General features: G+C 36.8%; 18 protein-coding genes. All 18 read left to right on the top strand.

What is annotated here, in order from left to right:
* Nucleotides 1–2: 2 nt before the first annotated feature.
* The 18 genes from WC509_00090 to WC509_00005 all read left to right on the top strand — a co-directional run bounded on the left by WC509_00090 (nt 3) and on the right by WC509_00005 (nt 20156).
* The gene (locus WC509_00090) at nt 3–1034 is read left to right on the top strand and encodes a polysaccharide biosynthesis protein (GenBank protein ID MFA5005856.1); all 1032 of its coding nucleotides are present in this window, start codon (nt 3–5) and stop codon (nt 1032–1034) included.
* Nucleotides 1034–1894 carry a sugar nucleotide-binding protein gene (locus WC509_00085; GenBank protein ID MFA5005855.1) on the top strand — a complete coding sequence of 287 codons (861 nt, stop codon included), beginning with the start codon at nt 1034–1036 and terminating at the stop codon, nt 1892–1894. Before WC509_00090 ends, WC509_00085 begins: the two co-directional genes overlap by 1 nt.
* A gap of 9 nt (nt 1895–1903) precedes the next feature.
* Entirely contained in the window at nt 1904–3010 is a 1107-nt protein-coding gene (locus WC509_00080; GenBank protein MFA5005854.1) for a glycosyltransferase family 4 protein, read from the top strand.
* Between the two features lie 68 nt (nt 3011–3078).
* On the top strand, nt 3079–4242 hold the full coding sequence (locus tag WC509_00075) for a glycosyltransferase family 4 protein (GenBank protein MFA5005853.1): 1164 nt from the start codon (nt 3079–3081) through the stop codon (nt 4240–4242).
* Nucleotides 4242–5525 (top strand): sugar phosphate nucleotidyltransferase, encoded by a 1284-nt coding sequence (locus tag WC509_00070; GenBank protein ID MFA5005852.1) that lies wholly within the window; start codon nt 4242–4244, stop codon nt 5523–5525. Before WC509_00075 ends, WC509_00070 begins: the two co-directional genes overlap by 1 nt.
* 351 nt (nt 5526–5876) lie before the next feature.
* On the top strand, nt 5877–7205 hold the full coding sequence (locus tag WC509_00065; GenBank protein ID MFA5005851.1) for a hypothetical protein: 1329 nt from the start codon (nt 5877–5879) through the stop codon (nt 7203–7205).
* Nucleotides 7198–8082, top strand: coding sequence for a 6-hydroxymethylpterin diphosphokinase MptE-like protein (locus WC509_00060; protein ID MFA5005850.1), 885 nt, complete (start codon nt 7198–7200; stop codon nt 8080–8082). Before WC509_00065 ends, WC509_00060 begins: the two co-directional genes overlap by 8 nt.
* Nucleotides 8083–8216: 134 nt before the next feature.
* Nucleotides 8217–9344 carry a hypothetical protein gene (locus tag WC509_00055; GenBank protein ID MFA5005849.1) on the top strand — a complete coding sequence of 376 codons (1128 nt, stop codon included), beginning with the start codon at nt 8217–8219 and terminating at the stop codon, nt 9342–9344.
* A 33-nt stretch (nt 9345–9377) separates the two neighbouring features.
* Nucleotides 9378–10787, top strand: a complete 1410-nt coding sequence (locus tag WC509_00050) for an oligosaccharide flippase family protein (protein ID MFA5005848.1) — start codon at nt 9378–9380, stop codon at nt 10785–10787.
* Nucleotides 10788–10813: 26 nt separating this feature from the next.
* On the top strand, nt 10814–12022 hold the full coding sequence (locus WC509_00045; protein ID MFA5005847.1) for an ATP-grasp domain-containing protein: 1209 nt from the start codon (nt 10814–10816) through the stop codon (nt 12020–12022).
* 1 nt (nt 12023) lies between these two features.
* Entirely contained in the window at nt 12024–12965 is a 942-nt protein-coding gene (locus WC509_00040; GenBank protein ID MFA5005846.1) for a hypothetical protein, read from the top strand.
* 69 nt (nt 12966–13034) lie between these two features.
* A complete protein-coding gene (locus WC509_00035; GenBank protein ID MFA5005845.1) occupies nt 13035–13679 on the top strand; it encodes an NTP transferase domain-containing protein in 645 nt (214 codons plus the stop codon).
* A 16-nt stretch (nt 13680–13695) separates the two neighbouring features.
* Nucleotides 13696–15282 carry an aldolase catalytic domain-containing protein gene (locus tag WC509_00030; protein MFA5005844.1) on the top strand — a complete coding sequence of 529 codons (1587 nt, stop codon included), beginning with the start codon at nt 13696–13698 and terminating at the stop codon, nt 15280–15282.
* A 1-nt stretch (nt 15283) separates the two neighbouring features.
* Nucleotides 15284–15775 carry an HAD hydrolase family protein gene (locus WC509_00025; protein ID MFA5005843.1) on the top strand — a complete coding sequence of 164 codons (492 nt, stop codon included), beginning with the start codon at nt 15284–15286 and terminating at the stop codon, nt 15773–15775.
* A gap of 667 nt (nt 15776–16442) precedes the next feature.
* Nucleotides 16443–17546 (top strand): DegT/DnrJ/EryC1/StrS family aminotransferase, encoded by a 1104-nt coding sequence (locus tag WC509_00020; GenBank protein ID MFA5005842.1) that lies wholly within the window; start codon nt 16443–16445, stop codon nt 17544–17546.
* A 2-nt stretch (nt 17547–17548) separates the two neighbouring features.
* Nucleotides 17549–18412 carry a glucose-1-phosphate thymidylyltransferase RfbA gene (gene rfbA, locus WC509_00015; protein ID MFA5005841.1) on the top strand — a complete coding sequence of 288 codons (864 nt, stop codon included), beginning with the start codon at nt 17549–17551 and terminating at the stop codon, nt 18410–18412.
* A gap of 41 nt (nt 18413–18453) precedes the next feature.
* Nucleotides 18454–19506 carry a dTDP-glucose 4,6-dehydratase gene (rfbB, locus tag WC509_00010; GenBank protein ID MFA5005840.1) on the top strand — a complete coding sequence of 351 codons (1053 nt, stop codon included), beginning with the start codon at nt 18454–18456 and terminating at the stop codon, nt 19504–19506.
* A 119-nt stretch (nt 19507–19625) separates the two neighbouring features.
* Nucleotides 19626–20156 (top strand): GNAT family protein, encoded by a 531-nt coding sequence (locus WC509_00005; protein ID MFA5005839.1) that lies wholly within the window; start codon nt 19626–19628, stop codon nt 20154–20156.
* The last annotated feature ends 486 nt before the right edge of the window (nt 20157–20642 follow it).

The following is a 20642-nucleotide window of genomic DNA, read 5'->3' as shown; positions in this document are numbered from 1 at the left end:
ATATGAACGATTCTATATTTAAGAATAAGGTAATAATGGTGACCGGTGGGACGGGATCGTTTGGTAATACTGTAGTCACAAGGTTCTTGAAAACTGATATTCGCGAAATTAGAATACTATCACGAGATGAAAAAAAACAGGACGAAATGAGACATCTTCTAGTCGATAATTTTTCAGACTACGCACATAAAGTAAAATTTTATCTTGGCGATGTCCGTGATTATTATTCTATTGCGGACTCGTTTAAGGGTGTTGATTACGTCTTCCACGCCGCAGCACTTAAGCAAGTCCCCTCATGCGAATTTTATCCACTAGAAGCAGTAAAAACAAACGTTCTTGGATCTAACAATGTTATTACTGCATGTTTGGAGAATCACATAAAAAAAGCGATATTTCTCTCTACAGATAAGGCAGCATATCCAATCAACGCTATGGGCATGACAAAGGCATTAATGGAGAAGATTGTCATAGCGCGAAGTGGTCAAATGCAAGAGAACGATCCGATTCTTTGCTTAACGCGATATGGTAATGTGATGGCATCCCGCGGATCAGTTATTCCCCTATTTTGCGAGCAAATCGACGATGGGAAAGAATTGACAATAACAAATCCAGACATGACTCGTTTTATGATGACGCTAAATGATGCTGTCGATTTAGTGCTATATGCGTTTATTAATGGGCAACAAGGCGATTTATTTGTTCAAAAAGCCCCTGCTTGTACAATCGAAACTTTAGCAAAAGCCATTATTGAGTTGAAAAAATCAAATGTTGGCTACAAGGTGATTGGTGCTCGTCATGGAGAGAAACTATATGAGGTCTTGGTTACCACTGAGGAGATGCAAAGAGCGACAAGCTATGACGGCTTTTATAAAATAAGTGCGGATAATCGAAACCTAAATTATGAAATACTTGAAAACGGGAATCTCATTTACAATTCTCTCGAGCAATATCATTCGCACAACACGAGGAGATTGAATGTGGATGAAATGAAGATAATGTTGTCACAACTTAAGTTATTTGGCGGTGAATATTAATGAAATTTTTGGTTCTTGGATGTAACGGCATGGCAGGGCATATGATATCAATCTACTTGTCTGAACGAGGCCATGATGTGATAGGATTTGATAGAAAACCATCCAGTCTAGTCAAATCTATAGTCGGCGACGCACTTAATAAAAATGAAATCAAGGACATAGTATCAAGAGGTGATTTCGATACAGTTATCAATTGTATAGGTATCTTAAATCAAAGCGCCGAAGAAAATAAGTCGAATGCGGTATTTCTAAATTCATATTTACCACACTTTCTTTCAGATATTACAAAAAATACAAATACACAAATCATTCATATGAGTACCGATTGTGTGTTTTCCGGCAACCGAGGACAGTACACTGAACTCGACCAGAGAGATGGGACTTCTTTTTACGATCGCACAAAAGCATTAGGGGAACTAGATGACAATAAGAACATTACATTAAGAAATTCAATCGTCGGACCCGACATTAATGCGACAGGTATAGGTCTTCTTAATTGGTTTTTATGTCAATCCGGTCCAATAAATGGATTTTCAAAAGTTCTTTGGACTGGGCAAACGACACTTCAATTAGCAAAAACAATGGAACACGCTGCCATGAACAGAGCCCATGGATTGTATAATATGGTACCAGATCATTCCATTTCAAAGTTGAATCTTTTGAAACTCTTTAATAGATATTTTAAAAATAATACTGTCCAAATCATCCCAAAAGACGAAATATATATAGACAAATCCTTGAAAAGAACCAAATTTGAGTTTGACTATCTCATTCCTGATTATGAAGTAATGGTATTGGAACTTGCAGAATGGATGAAAAATCATACACACTTATATCCGCATTATAAATTGATTATGTGAGGTGATAGAATGGAACGCAATCTCGTCATTAATTTTGTTGCTTTCCATGGTGGAGGGGTTTTGTATTCATACGAGATGACCAAGGCGATGTGTATGGATGGACGGTGCAACATATACGCAATTGTATCATCTAAAATGGAAAACATAGAGAATTGGAGATTGATACCAAGACTTCACTTAATCGAGATAAAAGGATATAGTAATCGCCTTAACTTCGTGCTAAATCTACTATACTTTTATGCTGTTGAATTCATACGAATAAAAAGGCTATTTACAGGAATAAACATAGCAGCTGTGTACATTCCGTTCGTTTCGTTCTGGACGAATCACATTCAACGTCTATTCAAAAAAACGCGCACTTTCTATACAATGCATGATGTGTATCCACATAATAATAAAAAGAATTTAGTATGGAAAATCTCTGATAAACTCGCAATGAAATGTGACCATATCATTATTTTATCGGATTACTTTAGAAATGACATAAAGATCAATTATCATAAATTGGACAGCAATATCCTCACAGTTCCTCATGGAAATTACTATAATGGTGTGAATAAAAAGGGAGCTACATCGACATATGATGATACGCTATATAATTTTATATATTTCGGTCAAATTCAAGAATATAAGGGTTTAGACGTTTTAGCTGATGCGTTTCGATTACTTTTCAAAGAGAGAAAGGACGTATCACTAACAATTGCTGGATCGGGGGATTTTTCTCCATATAGAGATAAATTTGCTGCAGCTAAATGTCCCAATTTACGAATCATCAATCGTTGGATTACGGATGAGGAAATACCCGAGTTGTTTTCCGCAAAAAAACAGATCACTGTACTACCATACAAAAGTGCGTCACAATCAGGAGTAATCCCGCTATCTATGCATCTACAGTCTTTAGTCATTGCTACCAATTGTTCAGGTATATCCGAACAAGTAATAAACGGAAAAACAGGTTTTCTTGTTGAGCCGAATAATGTAGAATCCTTATTGTCAGTGATGCTATTCGTTATCTCTAATTGGGGAGAAATGGAAAAAATCGTTGAACAAGCATACCAACACATAGAATCGATGGATTGGGGTGCGATCTCATGTGCGGTAATTGATCATATCTAGATCGGATTCATACGGTTGAATCAATTCAAATACCGGCTCATACTCATCAAGTACGGGAGGGCACAATAGTGAAAATCCTTCATATCACTCCTGAGGTTCCTGGGCGAAAATCTGGAGGGCAAATATGTGTACTACAATCAACTGAAATGCTATGTAGCGATAAAAATAACACAATCGATTATATTGGCCCAGCGATAGATGACAAAAAAATACGGGAATTTTATACTACAATATATGAACTTCAAGCATCAACATCATGGATCGGGATTATCGTTACTCTTAGCCATTTAGTATTAAACAAAAGATACATCTCGTGGAAGAAATTAAGTAAACAATTAGATTTCTCAAGGTATGATATTGTTTATCTCGAATTTACTAAATTGCACTATGTGGTTAAAGATATTCATAGAAGAGCACCAAAAACAAAGATTATAGTTAGGTCTCATAATGTGGAGTTAGATTATGCGTCATATGAATACCATACGCACCGCACGTTGATAAAATTCATTATTATCTCTATTGTTAAAGCACACGAAAAGTATATCCTTCATAATGTTAATCAAGTAATCACACTTACACATGATGATAAGCGACGTCTATGTGATGTTTACCATATTAGCAAAGACTGTATCGACGTTGTCCCTATATGTATTGATGAACCGATGTCGACCAAATGTGGACCCGGTCACATCGATGGCAAGACTCATTTTTTGATTACGGGCTCATTATGGTATGGGGCAAATGTTGAGGGAATTTACTGGATGTTTAGTGAGGTTTTATCAAGTATCACTGAAACATATGCACTTACTATCGCGGGCTCAAGGCCTAACGAGAAAATGCGACACCTATGCAATGCGCATAATATTACCCTGATTGACACGCCGGACTCAATGAGTGACTATCTTGAATGGTGTGATATGGTTATTGTACCAATATTCGGCGGGTCTGGTATGAAGGTGAAGATCGCTGAGGCGATGTCATATTGCAAGCCGGTCATCACAACATCGTATGGTGCAATAGGTTACGACATACAACATGGTGTGAATGGTTTTATAGCAGATGATGCAAAGACGTTTGCAAAAAGTATGACAGAATATATTCTAATGTCGCCGAATGAAAAAGAAAAAATCATGTGTTCGGCGAAAGCTCTATTTAGCGAAAAGTATGAGACAAGTAGAGGGGCACTAAAACTTGCCGAGATTATTAATGCTATGAAGGGAACAGAAGAATAATGAATATAGTGATACTTTCTGGCGGTTCAGGCAAGAGGTTATGGCCTCTATCGAACGAGGTGAGGTCAAAGCAATTCTTGAAGGTATTAAAAAAACCGGATGGAACATATGAATCTATGTTACAGCGAATATATCGACAAATAAATAAAACAGATCCCCATGCTGTGATTACTATTGCGACTTCAGGAACCCAAGTCCCATTGATTAAAAACCAACTTGGTGCCGAAGTGAATATTTCGGTTGAACCGTGTCGTAAAGACACATTTGCAGCAATCGCATTAGCAACAGCATATCAACATGACGTACTTCGTTTGTCTCTTGATGATGTAGTCATCGTTTGTCCTGTCGACGCTATGGTCGAAGATGATTACTTTAACACATTCATGGAACTGGAAGAACAGGCAAAAAAGGATGATACAAAACTGATTCTACTGGGAATCGAACCTTCATATCCGAGTGAGAAATATGGATACATAATTCCGAAAAGTAATAGTCATATTGATTCGGTCGAGTTGTTTATGGAAAAGCCAAACATCGATGTCGCAAAAGAATATATAACAAGAGGTGCTCTTTGGAACGCAGGGGTTTTTGCTTATCAAGTTCAATATGTTTTAAAAAAAGCGGCAGAAATGTTTGGCACAAGCAACTATAATCAATTATGTAGTTCATATGAAAGTATACAGAAAATATCCTTTGATTATGCAATAGTAGAAAAGGAAACAAGTATAAAGGTCGTTCGATATTCGGGATCATGGAATGACATGGGAACTTGGAATGCTTTATCAAACTCACTTAATGAAACGTCAATTGGACAGGTGATATTTGGTGAAGGTTGTGTCAACACTAATGTTATTAGCGAGTTATCATTGCCGATTGTTGCACTTGGACTCAATAATTTGATTATTGTCGCAAACCCTGATGGAATTCTGGTTTCCGATAAACAAGCAAGTGAAAAACTCAAGCATTATGTTGGCGATATTTGTGGGCACCCGTTATATGAAGAGTTTGAATGGGGTAGTAGTAAGGTTGTAGATACGTTGAAGTCAAACGGTAAAGTAATAAAAACAAAACACATAATCATTTATTCCGGGCACACTTTCATTCGCAGTATACAATCGGCATATAGTACCTCATTGACGGTTATTGATGGAAAGGGATGGTGTTCGGTTGATGGAGAATCCATAGGTATTTTCCCGGGGTTCTCATTATTATTGCATCCAAATAAGGAGTATCATTTTATCGCTGCTCAACAGGCTCACATTATTGAAGTCCATATAGAATAATTCGCAACTAAGGTGATTAAACCCCTTTCTCATAAATGACCTTCTTGTGATGGAGTTACAAAATAGGTGTACCACCCAATAGTGTAAAATAATAGATTTTCTCAATGGATAACGCTGGGAGTGTTTATATGAAATATTCTCTCACGCATACTATTCGATGAGTTCCATATGAAAAAATCTAAAAAAATGTGAAGTGTGCTACGGTACAGATCATTTGTATTGTGGAAAATATACATAAAACCGACTCGTGACACAAAAAGGTATTACATCACTCTCTGATTGTTATACTCAATGTTGGGCCGGTATAGACAATATGTTGTGTGTTATTGTAACGTTGAAGGAGGAGAAATTATGCGTGGGCAAGGTGGTGTCAACAGCACTTCAAAAAGTGTCCGATTGAAGTATCTTCCAAACATAATCTTGACCTCTGCATTGGCGATTATTTCAATTACTCCGTATCTGTCAAGGAATTTCTCATTGCAGATTAACTTTGGAATTTTCTTGTTATGGGGCGTATCCGCGATTATCACAAATGATATACACTTCAGTTTTGTCAAAATGGATAAAATTATTGTTTGGACAGTTGCGTGGGCAATCATGCAATATGTCATGCGGGCAACTGGTGTCTCAAATTTGATTTGGAAAGTATATATTGACAGACTAACTTTATATTTCATTCCTGTCATTATGGTTTTCATTCTGAGCTACTACAATTTTGCGGAAATGAAATTATTGGCGTCCATATTTGTATATGTAATTATCCTAAACACGATAAACAATATCTCCTTATACATTACTGATCCAACAATCTTTATAAACCTTAATATTTTAGGTGATATATCAAGATTGACAAATGCAGGTAGTACCGATTTCGTAACACTACTGATATTTTTTATTGGTGTCTGTGTCGTGGCAATCATTAATACAACAAAAATCGCTATGAAAATAATGTTTATAGCATTTTCTTTATGTGCGGGGTATTTTGTTGTTTATGGTAATCCAAGAGCAACAGCTTTTGTATTTTTGTCGCTATTGCTTTTTGCTATTCTTGCGCTGTCTTACCGTAATTCGAATAGTTTTTCTGTTCTTTTACGGGGTCTATGTATTTTGCTTATTCTAATTCTAGTATTTATTGAAATAGTTCCTATTGTACGATTTGTTACTACTTCGATCACATCTTCGCGAATGATCGAAAGATTTAATGATATAGTACGAATAGTTGAAGGTAATACATCGTTTCTAAATACTGGAAACGAAAGCATTGCACTTCGGTTTCAACTTGCTCAAACTAGCATATCAACATTCTTCGGTGGCCTAAGCAACTTTATTTACGGAGTTGGAGAAAAGGTTCATGGGGAATCGTTTTTTGAACTGGTCAACTATGGCGTTGGGGACCATTCCGAGCTAATAGATGTTTTTGCAGAATATGGGATTATTGGAGGTTTCATTTTATATAACCTGTTATACGAAATATTCAAGAAGATCTTGGCATTACCTAAGTCGAAGATCATAAAAAGACAGTTATTAGCAATCATCGCTGTGTTCATATTATATTCGTTTTTCAATGATGTCCTGCTTGAAAATGTCTTGTATGTTGTCTATATATTTATGCCAATTATGATAGTTGTTCTTGACGAAAGAAATACGAAGGGGCACATCAGGGGGGTACTTCATGGGTAGAAGAAATATCAAACAAAAAGCGGGTTCACTAATTTTTCGAATCTACCATTATTCTATTTTTTCTGGATTACTGCATAGAATGAAGCAGTATGCGATTTTCGCAATTCAGAAACTTCATTCAATCCTACAGGCGATTAGCACAATCCCAAGACGTTGTGGTTACGCTGATAGGCGCTTTAAAGCGTTACGAGCACTAAAAGGTCAATATATGGGTAAAAGATGTTTCATCATTTGCACTGGACCAAGCTTACTGATTAGCGATCTAGAAAAGTTAGAAAATGAGTATTCATTTGGAATGAATTCTATTAGCTTGATACACGAAAAGACTAGATGGAAACCGGATTTTTACGCTATACAAGATTTGTCGGTCTTCGAAAGAATAAAAGAGAGTGTGTATACAACTGATAATGGACAAGTCTTCATCCCGCTTGAGTTCTCAAGACACTATGTATTACCGGAGAATTGGGTTATGTTCCATACTTCCTGGGCTTATCACATGTACGAATTAATTTATAAAACGAAGTATTTTGCAAAGTTTAGTCGGGACTGTTATGCCACTGTCTATGATGGTTACTCGATAACGTATTCCATTATGCAACTAGCTATATATATGGGGTTTACCGAGATATACTTGCTTGGAGCAGACAGTAGTTATCTTGGCGAGAAAAAGCATTTCATTGAGCACGGGACGAATGACCCAACTTTTCAAACTGCGACTGATAGACTATTCTCTGCGTATTCAGTCGCAAAAAAATTCACAGATAAAAACGGCATAAAGGTATACAACGCTACTCGAGGGGGTAAACTAGAAATTTTCCCCCGAGTCAATTTAGATGAACTACTTAAAACAAGTAAAAAAAATAAGGTAAATACATAGTGAACACATACATATTCTTAACACATTCTATATGTAATGTTGGCGGTGCAGAGCAATATATATCAAATAAGATAGACTTCTTAAAAAAAATGAATTACGACACATATGTGGTTAGCTATCAAGAAGGGACGGTTATGCTTCAACCTCTAGCACAATACTACCGTCTGAGGCAGCCACTACTTCGCTTTAGCCCGTTAATTTTTTGTTCGGCTGAGAGAAATAGAGTATTACGCGATATTCATAACTCAATAACTATCAACGGTGAAAAAGTATATATAGAAAGCAACGGAATTATATGCGCAGAGTGGGGGGAAATTCTTGCAGAGAGGTTTAACGCTAAACATATTTGCGTGGATCTTCAAGAGCAACATGAGCATACCCAAGCAGAGAATGATTTTTTATATTATAAATATACAAGGAGAGAGTTTTTTGTAATTAGTAAAGAGATTGTTTCAAAGATATTTTCAAATATCCCCATACAAGATGACGGTGAATCAGCAAGCATTAGAGCTTACTGTACAAATGTGGTTCAAGATGTATCGACAACATTTCATAATACAATACCCGAAGCTGATTATACTCTTGGAAGCATTGGCCGACTTGATAAACCATATTTGAGCCGAACGATTCACGAAATCGTCGAATATGCTAAGAATAAAATGGATTGCATAATTAATCTTGTCCTAATCGGGGGGGGATCCATAGATGCGATTCAAAAAATACAAACCGAGGTCAACAGAGTAAAAAATATTAATTTACTAATCACAGGATATATATTTCCAATACCATTGACACTAATCAGCAGGATTGATTGTTTTATTTCGTCCGCCGGTAGCGCGTTGGTGTCCATGAGAGAGATGCGACCTACCATTTGCATTGATGCGATTTCTGGAAGACCAATGGGCATTTTGAACTATACAACGACAAGTCTGTTATTTGATAGTAAGGAAAGGCCTAGTGACGAGACATCTTTGTCCAATCTTTTGGATTTGATCTTGATCGAAAAATACTGCGATAAAAATCCTACTCTTGGCATGGAATATGATTTTGACGACTATAATTTGGAATTTACTCGGCAATTGAGTTTTTTTACAAAGAGTACTGAAAAAAATGAATACTATGATATTAACAATATTCACAATAGACGGTTAAAATTAGTGCTATACAAAGTTATTGGACATGTGTTTGGAGGCAGTGTTTTTGTGAAGATGCAATATCGACTTCACGAAATAAAAAAAAGATTGAAAAAACCAAATCTCTAATTACTTAATAATCAACAACCGGAGCACAAATATATGAGCAAAAATGCGACACTTGCCATAAAGATCACAACATTCTATTTGATTGCGAATATCTTTGAAAAGGCAATAGATTTCTTCCTATTACCAGTTTTTACTAGTGTGCTTTCTCCGGCTGATTATGGAATAGTTAGTACATATCTCTCATATGTTAGTATCTTCTCGGTATTTATCTCTTTGTCGTTGGGAAGTTCGGTACGATTTGCAGTTATTGACTACAAGGATAAGTTGGATTCATATGTATCCTCACTAGTAACCCTCCAGATAATTATCGCGCTACTAGTCTCAGTAGTAGTTGGTATCATTTCAAAGTTCTTTCTACCCGATGAATACCATATACTTACGATATTCTGTTTACTTCATGCGTTTTTTGGATGCATAATCAGCATGGTATCACTTCGATACATGGTCGAAATGAAGTATGTAAAAAGGTCTATGCTTCTCATAATGCCTAATTTATTAGCGATACCCTTATCGATAATGTTGATAAGAATTTATCCCACAATACCATATATGGGACGCATCGTAGGCATCTTGTCAACAATTGGCTTTGTTGGCTTTATTTATACGATCATCCTTTTGCTACGAGGAAAACAATTGGTATCATTAGCAAATTGGAAGTACGCAATCAAATATTCATTGCCTTTAGTTTTTCATGGATTGACATTGGTCCTTCTTAACCAAATTGATAGAACAATGCTTACTTCTATTCGAGGCGTCTCGGACACAGGTATATATAGTGTTGCATGTAGTTTTGGATCGATTGCATTTGCATTTACTACAGCAATGGAAAACACTTGGATTCCATGGTTTTATCGAATGGCTCAAAAAGGGGACTATATACAAATAAACAAATATTCAAAAATTTACACTTGGACATGTGTACTATTATCGTGTGGAATAATTTTCTTATCACCTGAGGTTGTAAAAGTCTTCATTAATGATGCATATTGGCCGGCAATAGGAGTCATTCCCTTTCTCGTTGGGGGGACATTTTTTAAGGCGGTTTCTGGGTTGCCAATTAATGCGATGTACTATACAAAAAAAACACGAATGATTGCGGCAAGTTCTCTATTAGCATTAGTGGTGACATTGCTTCTAAACTATATGCTAATACCGAAATTTGGTGCAATTGGCGCCGCGATATCATCTGCCATCGCATATATGGTTCTGTTCATAATGCAAAGTGTATCGACAAAGATACAGTATACGCACATGTTCCCAAACATTGTTTTTATTCTCCAAGGATTGATTATCATGGCTGTGGTCACAGTCGGCTACATAACACAAGAGAATTTTAAAACTCGGTGGCTACTAACGGCAATAATAGTATTGATTTATGGATTAATTCTTCATAAAAGTCGGTTACTTAATAACGTATTAGTGAAAAAGAAAAATGATGAATGACTAGTGAAAATGTCAGGAGTGATAGAGTGAAAAGATTGATGTTGCTATGTGGACTGCGTTATGCTGTACCTGTAATTATGGCTGCACATGAAATGAATATATATGTCATAACTTGTGATAACAAACCAGACAATTTCGCACATAGGTACTCTGATGAGTATTGCAATGCGAGCGTAATTGATAAAGACGCAATATTAAATGCAGCAATCCGACTGCGCATTGATGGAATTATGTCGTTCGCATGTGATCCAGGAGTATTAACGGCTGCATATGTTGCAGAATTATTACACTTGCCATCATGTGGGCCTTATGAATCCGTTGCGATTTTGCAGAATAAAGGAAAATTTAGACGTTTTTTAGCAGCTAATGGCTTTAATGTACCCACAGCAAAGAGCTACACATCAGTGGATGACGCTATTGGCGATACTGGTTTATTTCATTGGCCGGTAATTGTTAAGCCTACTGATTCAGCTGGTAGTAAAGGTGTAACTAAGGTAGATAATCCGACGATACTGAAAAAAAGCATTGAACACGCTTTGTCATTTTCAATCTCAAAGGAATTCATTATTGAAGATTTTCTTATGCAAGAAGGGTTCGCTTCTGATACGGATTGCTTTTCGATAAACGGTGAACTAGTTTTCGTCTCATTCAATGCACAACACTTTGACAAAAACGCTATAAATCCCTTTACCCCCTCTGCATATACATGGCCATCATCAATATCTGCTGCGAATGAGAGTGTGTTGATTAGCGAGATTCAAAGGGTGCTTACTTTACTGAAAATGGGAACATCAATATACAATATAGAGTCTAGAGTGTGTATTGATGGAAAGGCATATATTATGGAATGTTCTCCACGGGGGGGGGGTAACAGATTGGCTGAATGCATTAAGTATGCAACAGGAGTAGATCTTGTGAGTAACTCAGTTCGAGCTGCTGTAGGGTTGCCAATTGAGGTTATTGAACAAAAGCCATATCGTGGATGGTGGGCTGAAATAATACTTCACAGCAGTAAACCTGGTGTTTATGAGAGTTTATGGATAAACGACGATATAAAAAGATATATTATTGAAGTCGACATATGGATAACATGCGGATCCAATGTTGGAGGTTTTTGTGGCGCAAATGAAGCAATAGGGACAATAATATTAAATTTTCCAGATTATCATATACAAAAAGAAGTAATGGATAATATTTCTCGTTATGTTAGTGTAGTCATTAAGGAAAACACTTAATATGTATGAAATTGGTGGATATTTTGGCCTAGAACAATTAGTGTCAAACGAGTACTACCGAGATTTAGTTGCGGTTAATAGCGCGCGAAATGCGTTATTATACCTATCCATGACACACAATATAAAAAAATTAATTATCCCATATCTATTATGTGACTCGATATCCTACTTGTGCGATAAGTCTCATATTGATTATGAATACTACCATGTGAGTCGTGATTTTCAACCAATTTATAATAATGAGCTTCGCGAAGGCGAATACTTGTATATCGTTAATTACTATGGGCAGGTAGACAACAACACCATTATAAAACTGAAAAAAAGATATATAAATATCATCGTTGATAATGCTCAATCTTTTTTTCAAAGGCCAGTTGTTGGGGTAGTCACAATATACTCGTGTAGGAAATTCTTCGGAGTGCCCGATGGAGCATATTTGTCATCAGTGCCGAAATTAGATCACTTACAAATAGATGTTTCAAAAGATAGGATGAAGCACATTTTAGGACGTTATGAGGGGAATGCCACAGATTACTATAATGATTTTAAAGCAAACGAAGATTCATTCTATGAATGCGATTTGAAATATATGTCTAGGTTGACACATAATCTGCTTGGAGCGATAGACTATAACCTCATTAAGAAGAGACGCGAAAAGAACTATTCACAATTGGAGAACGAACTAAAACATAATAATCCACTTTATATACATAAACCAATTGGTCCATTTGCATATCCCTATTATCATGTGAAGGGTACCGAACTGAGACAACTATTAAGGGAGAACTATATATATATCCCGACACTATGGCCTTCTGTGCCAAACATTACTGGAAGCGTTGAGACAGATTATGTGTCAAATATCATAGCTTTACCATGTGATCAACGATACACTATCACCGATATGAAACGCATTGTAGGAATAATACGAAACTTCAATTAATTGTGTGATACAATTATTATGTATATGCATCACATAGATTCAATGGTGACATAGATAGGATGGGCTGGTATGACAACGATTGCAGTAATGCCAATTAAGTTAAACAATGAGCGATTGCCGGGGAAAAACACAATGCTTCTTGGTGGTAAACCTCTATTGCAGCATGAACTTGACACATTGAAAGCGATTGATCTTGTTGACCGTATAGATGTCTTTTGCAGTCAAGAGAGTGTAAAAGAATATCTTCCTCGGGGGGTGAACTTTGTTCAACGACCAACTTTTCTCGATTCACCGTCAACCAATTTTACACAGATTTTTCAAGAATATCTGAATATTATGGATGCAGATATTTTTGTGTATGCTCATGCTACGGCGCCATTTATTACTTCACAGACAATGCGAGAGTGTATACAATCTGTTCAATCCGGTGCTTATGATTCTGCCTTTTGCGCAACAAAGATCCAAGATTTTTTGTGGAAAGATGGACAACCCATAAACTTTGATGCGACCAACATGCCAAGGAGTCAGGATTTAGATGTCATATATAGGGAGACGTCGGGAATATATGTCTTCCGAAGAGAGGTTTTTGAGAAGTACCGTCGTCGCATTGGGGAGAAGCCATTTATCAAGGAAGTAACATTTAAAGAAGCAATAGACATAAATGATCGATATGATTATTTACTTGCTCAGCACTTTGTTAATATAGATATATAAACAATGGAGGTAACATATGAATCCGCTAAAGGTGCTTGATGTAACCCTACGTGATGGTGGGGTCGTGAACGATTTTAATTTTGGTCAAGTATATATGGATAAAATTCTGGCTGCTCTCGAGGCGTCTGATGTTGATATTATAGAATTGGGATATATTGATGATAAAGCGGGCTCACAGTCTGGCAGGACAAAATACATAAGCGAGAAAGTGATCCCACAGAGCATTTTAAAGAACAAGAAACTCAACAAGACGTACGTAGCGATGATGGATTATGGAAGGTTTGATGTAGAAAAGCTTGGATTTCGCACTGATAATGGAATAGATGGAATTCGATTAGCGTTTCACAAAAAAGACAGAGAGAATATTTTGCCCTTAGGTAGAATGATTATTGATAAGGGGTATCAGCTATATATACAACCAATGATTACATTACGGTACACAGATAAAGAGTTACTGGAACTCATCGATATGGTGAACAGTAAATTACCGGATGCGTCCGGTTTCTATATTGTTGACAGTTTTGGTGAAATGAGACCAAACGATATGAGTAGAATGCTTAACCTTGTTGATCACAATTTACGTCCAGAAATGCCGCTTGGATTCCATTCCCATAATAACCTCCAAATGTCATACTCAAATGCGATTACCCTCCTTCAATTTGCGACAAACCGAAAATTGATGCTTGATTGTTCGATTATGGGAATGGGGAAGGGCGCAGGTAACCTAAATACAGAATTACTACTTGAACACCTGAATATTTTCTATGGTAGTACGTATAAAATATCGCCCTTACTTGACGTGATTGACAAAGTGGTCAATCAGCTACGTTCGGAATTCTATTGGGGATACGCCCCTGAGTATTACCTATCGTCCATAAATCATTGTAGCCCAAGTTATGCTAGTCATTATTATAACAAAAGCATGTTACCAATCGACCAAGTGGGGGAGTTGCTAGGTTTAATCGCGGAAGAGAAGAAAATTTCGTTTGATGTTAAGTATGCCGAGGATTTGTATCGACTTTATAACGAAAGAAAATCAGTTGATGATACTGGGGTTGTTGATGAGATTTGTGCAGAGATTAATGGTAGATCTGTGTTGCTCATAGCGCCGGGACCAAGCATAACCAAATCGCACCAGTTAGTAAATGAATATGTAGCGAGAGAAGATATATTCTCAATTGGCCTCAATTTATGTTCTGACTTTAAAATTAATTATGTACTCACAACAAGAAACGAAATCTATGATGAAGCAGTAGCGAATGCTATGAATGTAATTGTTGTCTCACGCATCTCAAAAGGTGGCCGTGGAAACGTAAAGGTGCTTGATTATAAAAAGTGGATTACTGTTGATGACATGACTCACGATTCGTCATCAGTGATTATGTTCAATTTGCTTCGCCATTTCGGAATCAAGCAAGTGTATCTGGCCGGTTTTGACGGTTTTTCATCAAATATTATGGAGAACTACTTCGATCCAAATTTGCGTAGGACAATGACTGAAGAACAAGCGATTATTCGAAACGATTATTATAAAGGTTTGATTATTGAATTGAGAAAAAGTGGTATGAATATATCCTTCATAACTCCTTCCAGGTATGAGTAACATGCATCAAGGAGAGATTAAAATATTTGTTATGGACGTGGATGGAACCCTTACAGACGGAAAAATATATATAGGTACTAAAGGTGAATCACTTAAGGCATTTAATGTGAAGGACGGCTTTGGCATTCATAATATGTTAATTCCGAGGGGGATCGTGCCAATTATCATTACCGGACGCAGATCAAAGATCGTTGTCCGTCGGTGTCACGAACTTGGCATTAAAGAGGTTCATCAAGGAGTTCATAATAAAGAGTCCAAAATCAGCGAGATTTCACAAAGATTGAATGTGCCTATGTCATCTATCGCATTTATTGGAGATGACATGAATGATTTTGATATAATGATGAAAGTAAAAACGGGTGGCGGTGTGGTTGGGTGCCCAATAGATGCTTCAAAAGAAATCCAATCGATTGCAAATTATGTGTGTGAGCAAAAGGGTGGAGAAGGCGCGGTTAGGGAGTTCATAGGTTGGTTGCTTTTTCCAAAAAAATAAACATCTAGAAATCATTTGTAAATTTATATATATCGCACAAGCATAATGGCTATTGATGCATTCTATTTGTTTATTCAAGAGATCTCTATAGCGCTGCCAAGTTGTCGAATTACCGATTCATGTCTATATTACTTATTGAAGACTCTACAAATGTTTATTATAGAAATCGACTAGTCGTGTGCTTATAGTCTTCATGGTAACGTTATTGTAGGAAAGTTGAATAAACATTCTATTGAAATGGAATTTAATCACAGATTGTCATCCGGTGATCATAAGTAGTCTTTCAAATTAGGCACTCGCCGTTCAAAGTGCTACATTTTTCCGGACTATCACTCATTCTGAATTTATAAAAATACATCAGACCGACTGCATACTCCAAAAACTATCGAGTTAGCGTAGCTAATAGAAGCCGCTCTCCTAGACGAATATACTGGTCAGATGTTATTACTCCCACACAATTTTTCCTGGCATATAATAAAAGAACGCTTTCAATAATTCTCCTATTCAACCGTGATTATGTGTCTGTTGTAGTTCCGAGTCATAGTAGAATTTACTACGCAATAATAATTGCGATGATTTACGAAATTGCTTTCAAGTTTGTGTATATGTCAACCTATGATTAATATGATTACTGTGTGATCCACGGAAAAATGATGCGAGGACGAAAATGGATAATAGAATCTTTGTTACACGTTCATCAATGCCAAATGCGCAGGAATATTTTGATGAAATTGCTGACATTTGGGATAGTCACATATTAACAAACATGGGTGTAAAACACCAAATGCTTGAGAAGAATTTGAAAGAATATCTACACACACCGAATATCACATTGTTTACAAATGGACATATTGCACTAGAGTCTGCGATTGTAGCTTTAGGTTTGACTGGGGAAATCATCACAACTCCCTATACTTTCGCATCCACAACTCAAGCGATTGTGAGAAATGGATTAACACCGATTTTTTGTGACATTAATCGTCAAGACTACACTATTGATACATCGAAAATTGAAGATTTGATAACTAATAAGACGTCTGCAATAATTCCAGTTCACGTATATGGAAACATCTGTAATGTTCATGAAATTGAACGCATAGCAAAAAAAAACCGCTTAGTTACAATATATGATGCTGCACATGCCTTTGGTTCTTCCTTTGAAGATATTAATATCGCCAATTTTGGAGACGCATCGATGTTTAGTTTCCACGCGACGAAGGTATTTAATACAATCGAGGGGGGGGCAGTAACTTATCAAGATTCCGCCTTATCGAAACCACTTAATAGTCTTAAGAACTTCGGGTTGACAGGTGTTGATTCTGTCGATTATGTAGGTGGAAATGGCAAAATGAATGAATTTCAAGCGGCAATGGGTTTATGTAATTTACGACACGTTGATACAGAAATCGGGAAAAGAAAAATCGTTTATGAAAGGTATCTTGATAGATTGCGTGGTGTTAAGGGCTTGACTATAAGTCCGATTCAAGCGGGTGTGCGAAGTAATTATGCATATTTTCCGGTTTTATTTGATGAGTTCTGGTGTTCTAGAGATTACATATATGAAAAACTAATGAATCACAATATTTTCGCGCGCAAGTATTTTTACCCAACAACAAATAGTTTTCGATGCTATGAAGGAAAGTTTTCGTGCGGGCAAACACCAATTGCTAACTACGTTTCACGCAATATATTAACTTTCCCATTATATGCTGACTTATGCCTTGAGGATGTAGATATGATTTGCGATATTGTCTTAGGAGAAGAGAAGTAATTATGAAAGGAATTATTCTTGCGGGGGGAAAAGGATCTAGATTATATCCGATGACACAAGCGGTATCAAAACAACTGTTGCCCATCTATGATAAACCTATGATCTATTATCCATTGTCAGTATTGTTATTGGCTGGAATACGTGAGATACTGATTATTTCTTCTCCTGAGGACACACCAGTCTATAGACGTTTACTTGGTGATGGAACGCAGTTGGGAATCACTTTTACATATGCTATTCAGGATACCCCGCGCGGACTCGCCGATGCATTTATTCTAGGGGAGAAGTTTATTAATGGAGATACTGTCTGTCTCATCCTTGGCGATAATGTTTTCTACGGACAGGACTTAACGAAAATTCTTAACCAAGCAAGAAACCTTGAAAAAGGCGCGATAGTTTTTGGATACCCCGTAAAGGACGCTAGCGCTTTCGGGGTAGTCGAATTCGACCAGAACTATAAAGTTCTGTCAATCGAGGAAAAACCGAAATCTCCAAAATCTAATTATGCAATTCCAGGTTTGTATTTCTATGATAAGGATGTTGTATCGATTGCGAAGAAAGTAGTACCATCAAGTCGCGGCGAGATAGAAATTACATCAATTAATAATGCTTATCTTCAAAGAGGCGATCTAATGGTAATACTTTTGGGCCGCGGTATGGCATGGCTTGATACTGGAACCCCAGATGGTATCCTTAAGGCTGCGGAATATGTCGAAGCTGTACAATCAAGGCAGGGCTTCTATATCTCTTGCCCAGAGGAAATTGCGTGGCGTCGAGGACTAATCAATGACGACCAGTTGATGAAAATTGGGCACAAGCTGCAAATGACTGACTATGGACAATACATCCTATCACTGATTAAGTAATTCAAGAGTACTAGTGCATTATTAATGATAAGGAGATATAAATGGCAAATATTCTGATAACGGGTGGCGCAGGATTTATAGGTAGCAACTTTATCAAAAAGATGCTAAGTACTCATCCTGAACATACGCTGATCAATGTAGATTCGTTGACTTATGCTGGCAATCTTGATAACCTAAATGAAATTACTGATAATGAAAACTATGTATTCTATAAAGCGGATATTCGAGATCGAAAGGCGATTGAAAAGATATTTGTCGATTTCGATATTTCATACATCGTAAATTTTGCGGCCGAAAGTCACGTTGACAGAAGTATCCTAGATCCTGAAGTGTTTCTGACAACGAATATCATTGGGACGCAGATTTTACTTGACACGGCAAGAAAGAATTGGAGTATACGCCCAACCGATAAATATTGTAGGGAGTATAAATCAGGAGTCAAATATATACAAATATCAACCGATGAAGTGTATGGAGCGCTTGGCAGCACGGGGTTGTTTACTGAAAAATCACCACTACATCCCAATAGCCCATATTCTGTCTCAAAAGCAGCGGCCGACATGTTGGTGATGTCGTATTTTAGTACATTTGGATTGCCAATAAATGTAACAAGATGTAGTAACAATTACGGGCCCAATCAATTCCCCGAAAAACTAATACCATTGATGATTAACAATTGTATAAATGATATGGAACTACCTGTATACGGTGATGGTATGCAGATTCGTGATTGGATTCATGTCTACGATCACTGTGATGCCATCGACCTAGTACTTCATAAGGGGAAAGTCGGTGAAGTATATAATATTGGAGGGAATTGTGAGAAGACGAATTTAGAAATAATAAAATCTATAGTTTCATATCTTGGCAAGTCTACTTCATTAATTAGGTATGTGTCAGATCGACCGGGACATGATCGACGGTATGCAATAGACAACACCAAAATAATGACAGATTTAGGGTGGATGCCCAAAATCAATTTCCCACTAGGAATTACGAATACAATTGAGTGGTACAAAGCAAATGTGGAGTGGGTGAAAAACGTTATGAATATGAATTATTTGCAATACTACTCTTCGATGTACAAGTCATAATTCCATCCAATGTTACAGAATCTACCACGCGCGCATTGTGTCTTGAGTTATGGATACGTTACAGGAAATCGTATTATTCATGACTGTGCTACATCATAAAATCAAGGGAGCGAGATGCTATGTATCAATTACGAGAACTGACAAGAAATGACATAGTTGAAATTAATCAATGGAGACAATCCAGGGAATTAATTGAACATTTAGCCGCACCATATAGGTATATTAATATTGATGTAGATAATCTTTGGTATGAAGATTACCTAAAAAAAAGAGAGAGCTCGATTAGGTGTATTGTTTTGTGTGACTCCGAACCGGTTGGACTAGTAAGTTTGTTAAATATTGATAGAATAAATCAATCTGCAGAATTGCACATAATGATTGGTAAACAAGAAAATAGATCACACGGTGCTGGAACTTATGCAATGACAGAAATGCTAAGACATGCCTTTATGGACATTAATCTAAATAGGGTGTATCTATATGTCATTAACACCAATCTGAACGCCTATCAATTCTATCAAAAGTTCGGTTTCATTAATGAAGGAGAACTACGGCAATCGGTATATAAAAATAGTTCCTTTCAAAATCAACACATTATGTCAATACTAAAAAAAGATTATCTTGAAAATAATAATCCTCGATTGGTTTAGTTATCATTCAGAATTAACGGTCAACATCAAGCAGGTTTTATGGCATAGATCCTTAGTGATTGGCCAGCGGTATCATATGTGTAGGTGGGAGATGACTCAGCCATGCCAAGCAACAACTCGAAAAACACTGACGAGATGCGGACGGTTGGGGGTACACGACCGCGCCCGTCAAGAGGATCAAAGTGATAAATATGCTTACAGGATATTAGAGAATATATGGCAGATGATATCACGTTTGATTTCGATATCATCTGTTTTCAATTAATCCACCTATATCGTTTTTTTTCATGTCAAGTGATATGAAAAAATAAAGAGTTTGTGACATCAACCTGATTGGATTGGTATGGAAATTAATGAGTGACTAACTATCTTCTGTCAATCTATTTATTCTTTATATATGTAGATAACGACAAAAAACCCTTGTGAAGGGCGGATCGAAGAAATCCCATTTCTTTCGACTCAACCAGATCGAACCCGATCGCGCTA

It is taken from the genome of Candidatus Izemoplasmatales bacterium, from assembly GCA_041649275.1.
Classification (GTDB): domain Bacteria; phylum Bacillota_I; class Bacilli_A; order Izemoplasmatales; family Hujiaoplasmataceae; genus UBA12489.
Note: the sequence above shows the minus strand (reverse complement) of the source record. Positions and strands in the feature narration are given on the sequence as shown.

Bases quoted from the DNA above. Each gene is read 5' to 3' on its own strand.
- WC509_00090 (MFA5005856.1), top strand. From the start codon at position 3: ATGAACGATTCTATATTTAAGAATAAGGTAATAATGGTGACCGGTGGG.
- WC509_00085 (MFA5005855.1), top strand. From the start codon at position 1,034: ATGAAATTTTTGGTTCTTGGATGTAACGGCATGGCAGGGCATATGATA.
- WC509_00080 (MFA5005854.1), top strand. From the start codon at position 1,904: ATGGAACGCAATCTCGTCATTAATTTTGTTGCTTTCCATGGTGGAGGG.
- WC509_00070 (MFA5005852.1), top strand. From the start codon at position 4,242: ATGAATATAGTGATACTTTCTGGCGGTTCAGGCAAGAGGTTATGGCCT.
- WC509_00065 (MFA5005851.1), top strand. From the start codon at position 5,877: ATGCGTGGGCAAGGTGGTGTCAACAGCACTTCAAAAAGTGTCCGATTG.
- WC509_00060 (MFA5005850.1), top strand. From the start codon at position 7,198: ATGGGTAGAAGAAATATCAAACAAAAAGCGGGTTCACTAATTTTTCGA.
- WC509_00055 (MFA5005849.1), top strand. From the start codon at position 8,217: ATGCTTCAACCTCTAGCACAATACTACCGTCTGAGGCAGCCACTACTT.
- WC509_00050 (MFA5005848.1), top strand. From the start codon at position 9,378: ATGAGCAAAAATGCGACACTTGCCATAAAGATCACAACATTCTATTTG.
- WC509_00040 (MFA5005846.1), top strand. From the start codon at position 12,024: ATGTATGAAATTGGTGGATATTTTGGCCTAGAACAATTAGTGTCAAAC.
- WC509_00035 (MFA5005845.1), top strand. From the start codon at position 13,035: ATGACAACGATTGCAGTAATGCCAATTAAGTTAAACAATGAGCGATTG.
- WC509_00030 (MFA5005844.1), top strand. From the start codon at position 13,696: ATGAATCCGCTAAAGGTGCTTGATGTAACCCTACGTGATGGTGGGGTC.
- WC509_00025 (MFA5005843.1), top strand. From the start codon at position 15,284: ATGCATCAAGGAGAGATTAAAATATTTGTTATGGACGTGGATGGAACC.
- WC509_00020 (MFA5005842.1), top strand. From the start codon at position 16,443: ATGGATAATAGAATCTTTGTTACACGTTCATCAATGCCAAATGCGCAG.
- rfbA (MFA5005841.1), top strand. From the start codon at position 17,549: ATGAAAGGAATTATTCTTGCGGGGGGAAAAGGATCTAGATTATATCCG.
- rfbB (MFA5005840.1), top strand. From the start codon at position 18,454: ATGGCAAATATTCTGATAACGGGTGGCGCAGGATTTATAGGTAGCAAC.
- WC509_00005 (MFA5005839.1), top strand. From the start codon at position 19,626: ATGTATCAATTACGAGAACTGACAAGAAATGACATAGTTGAAATTAAT.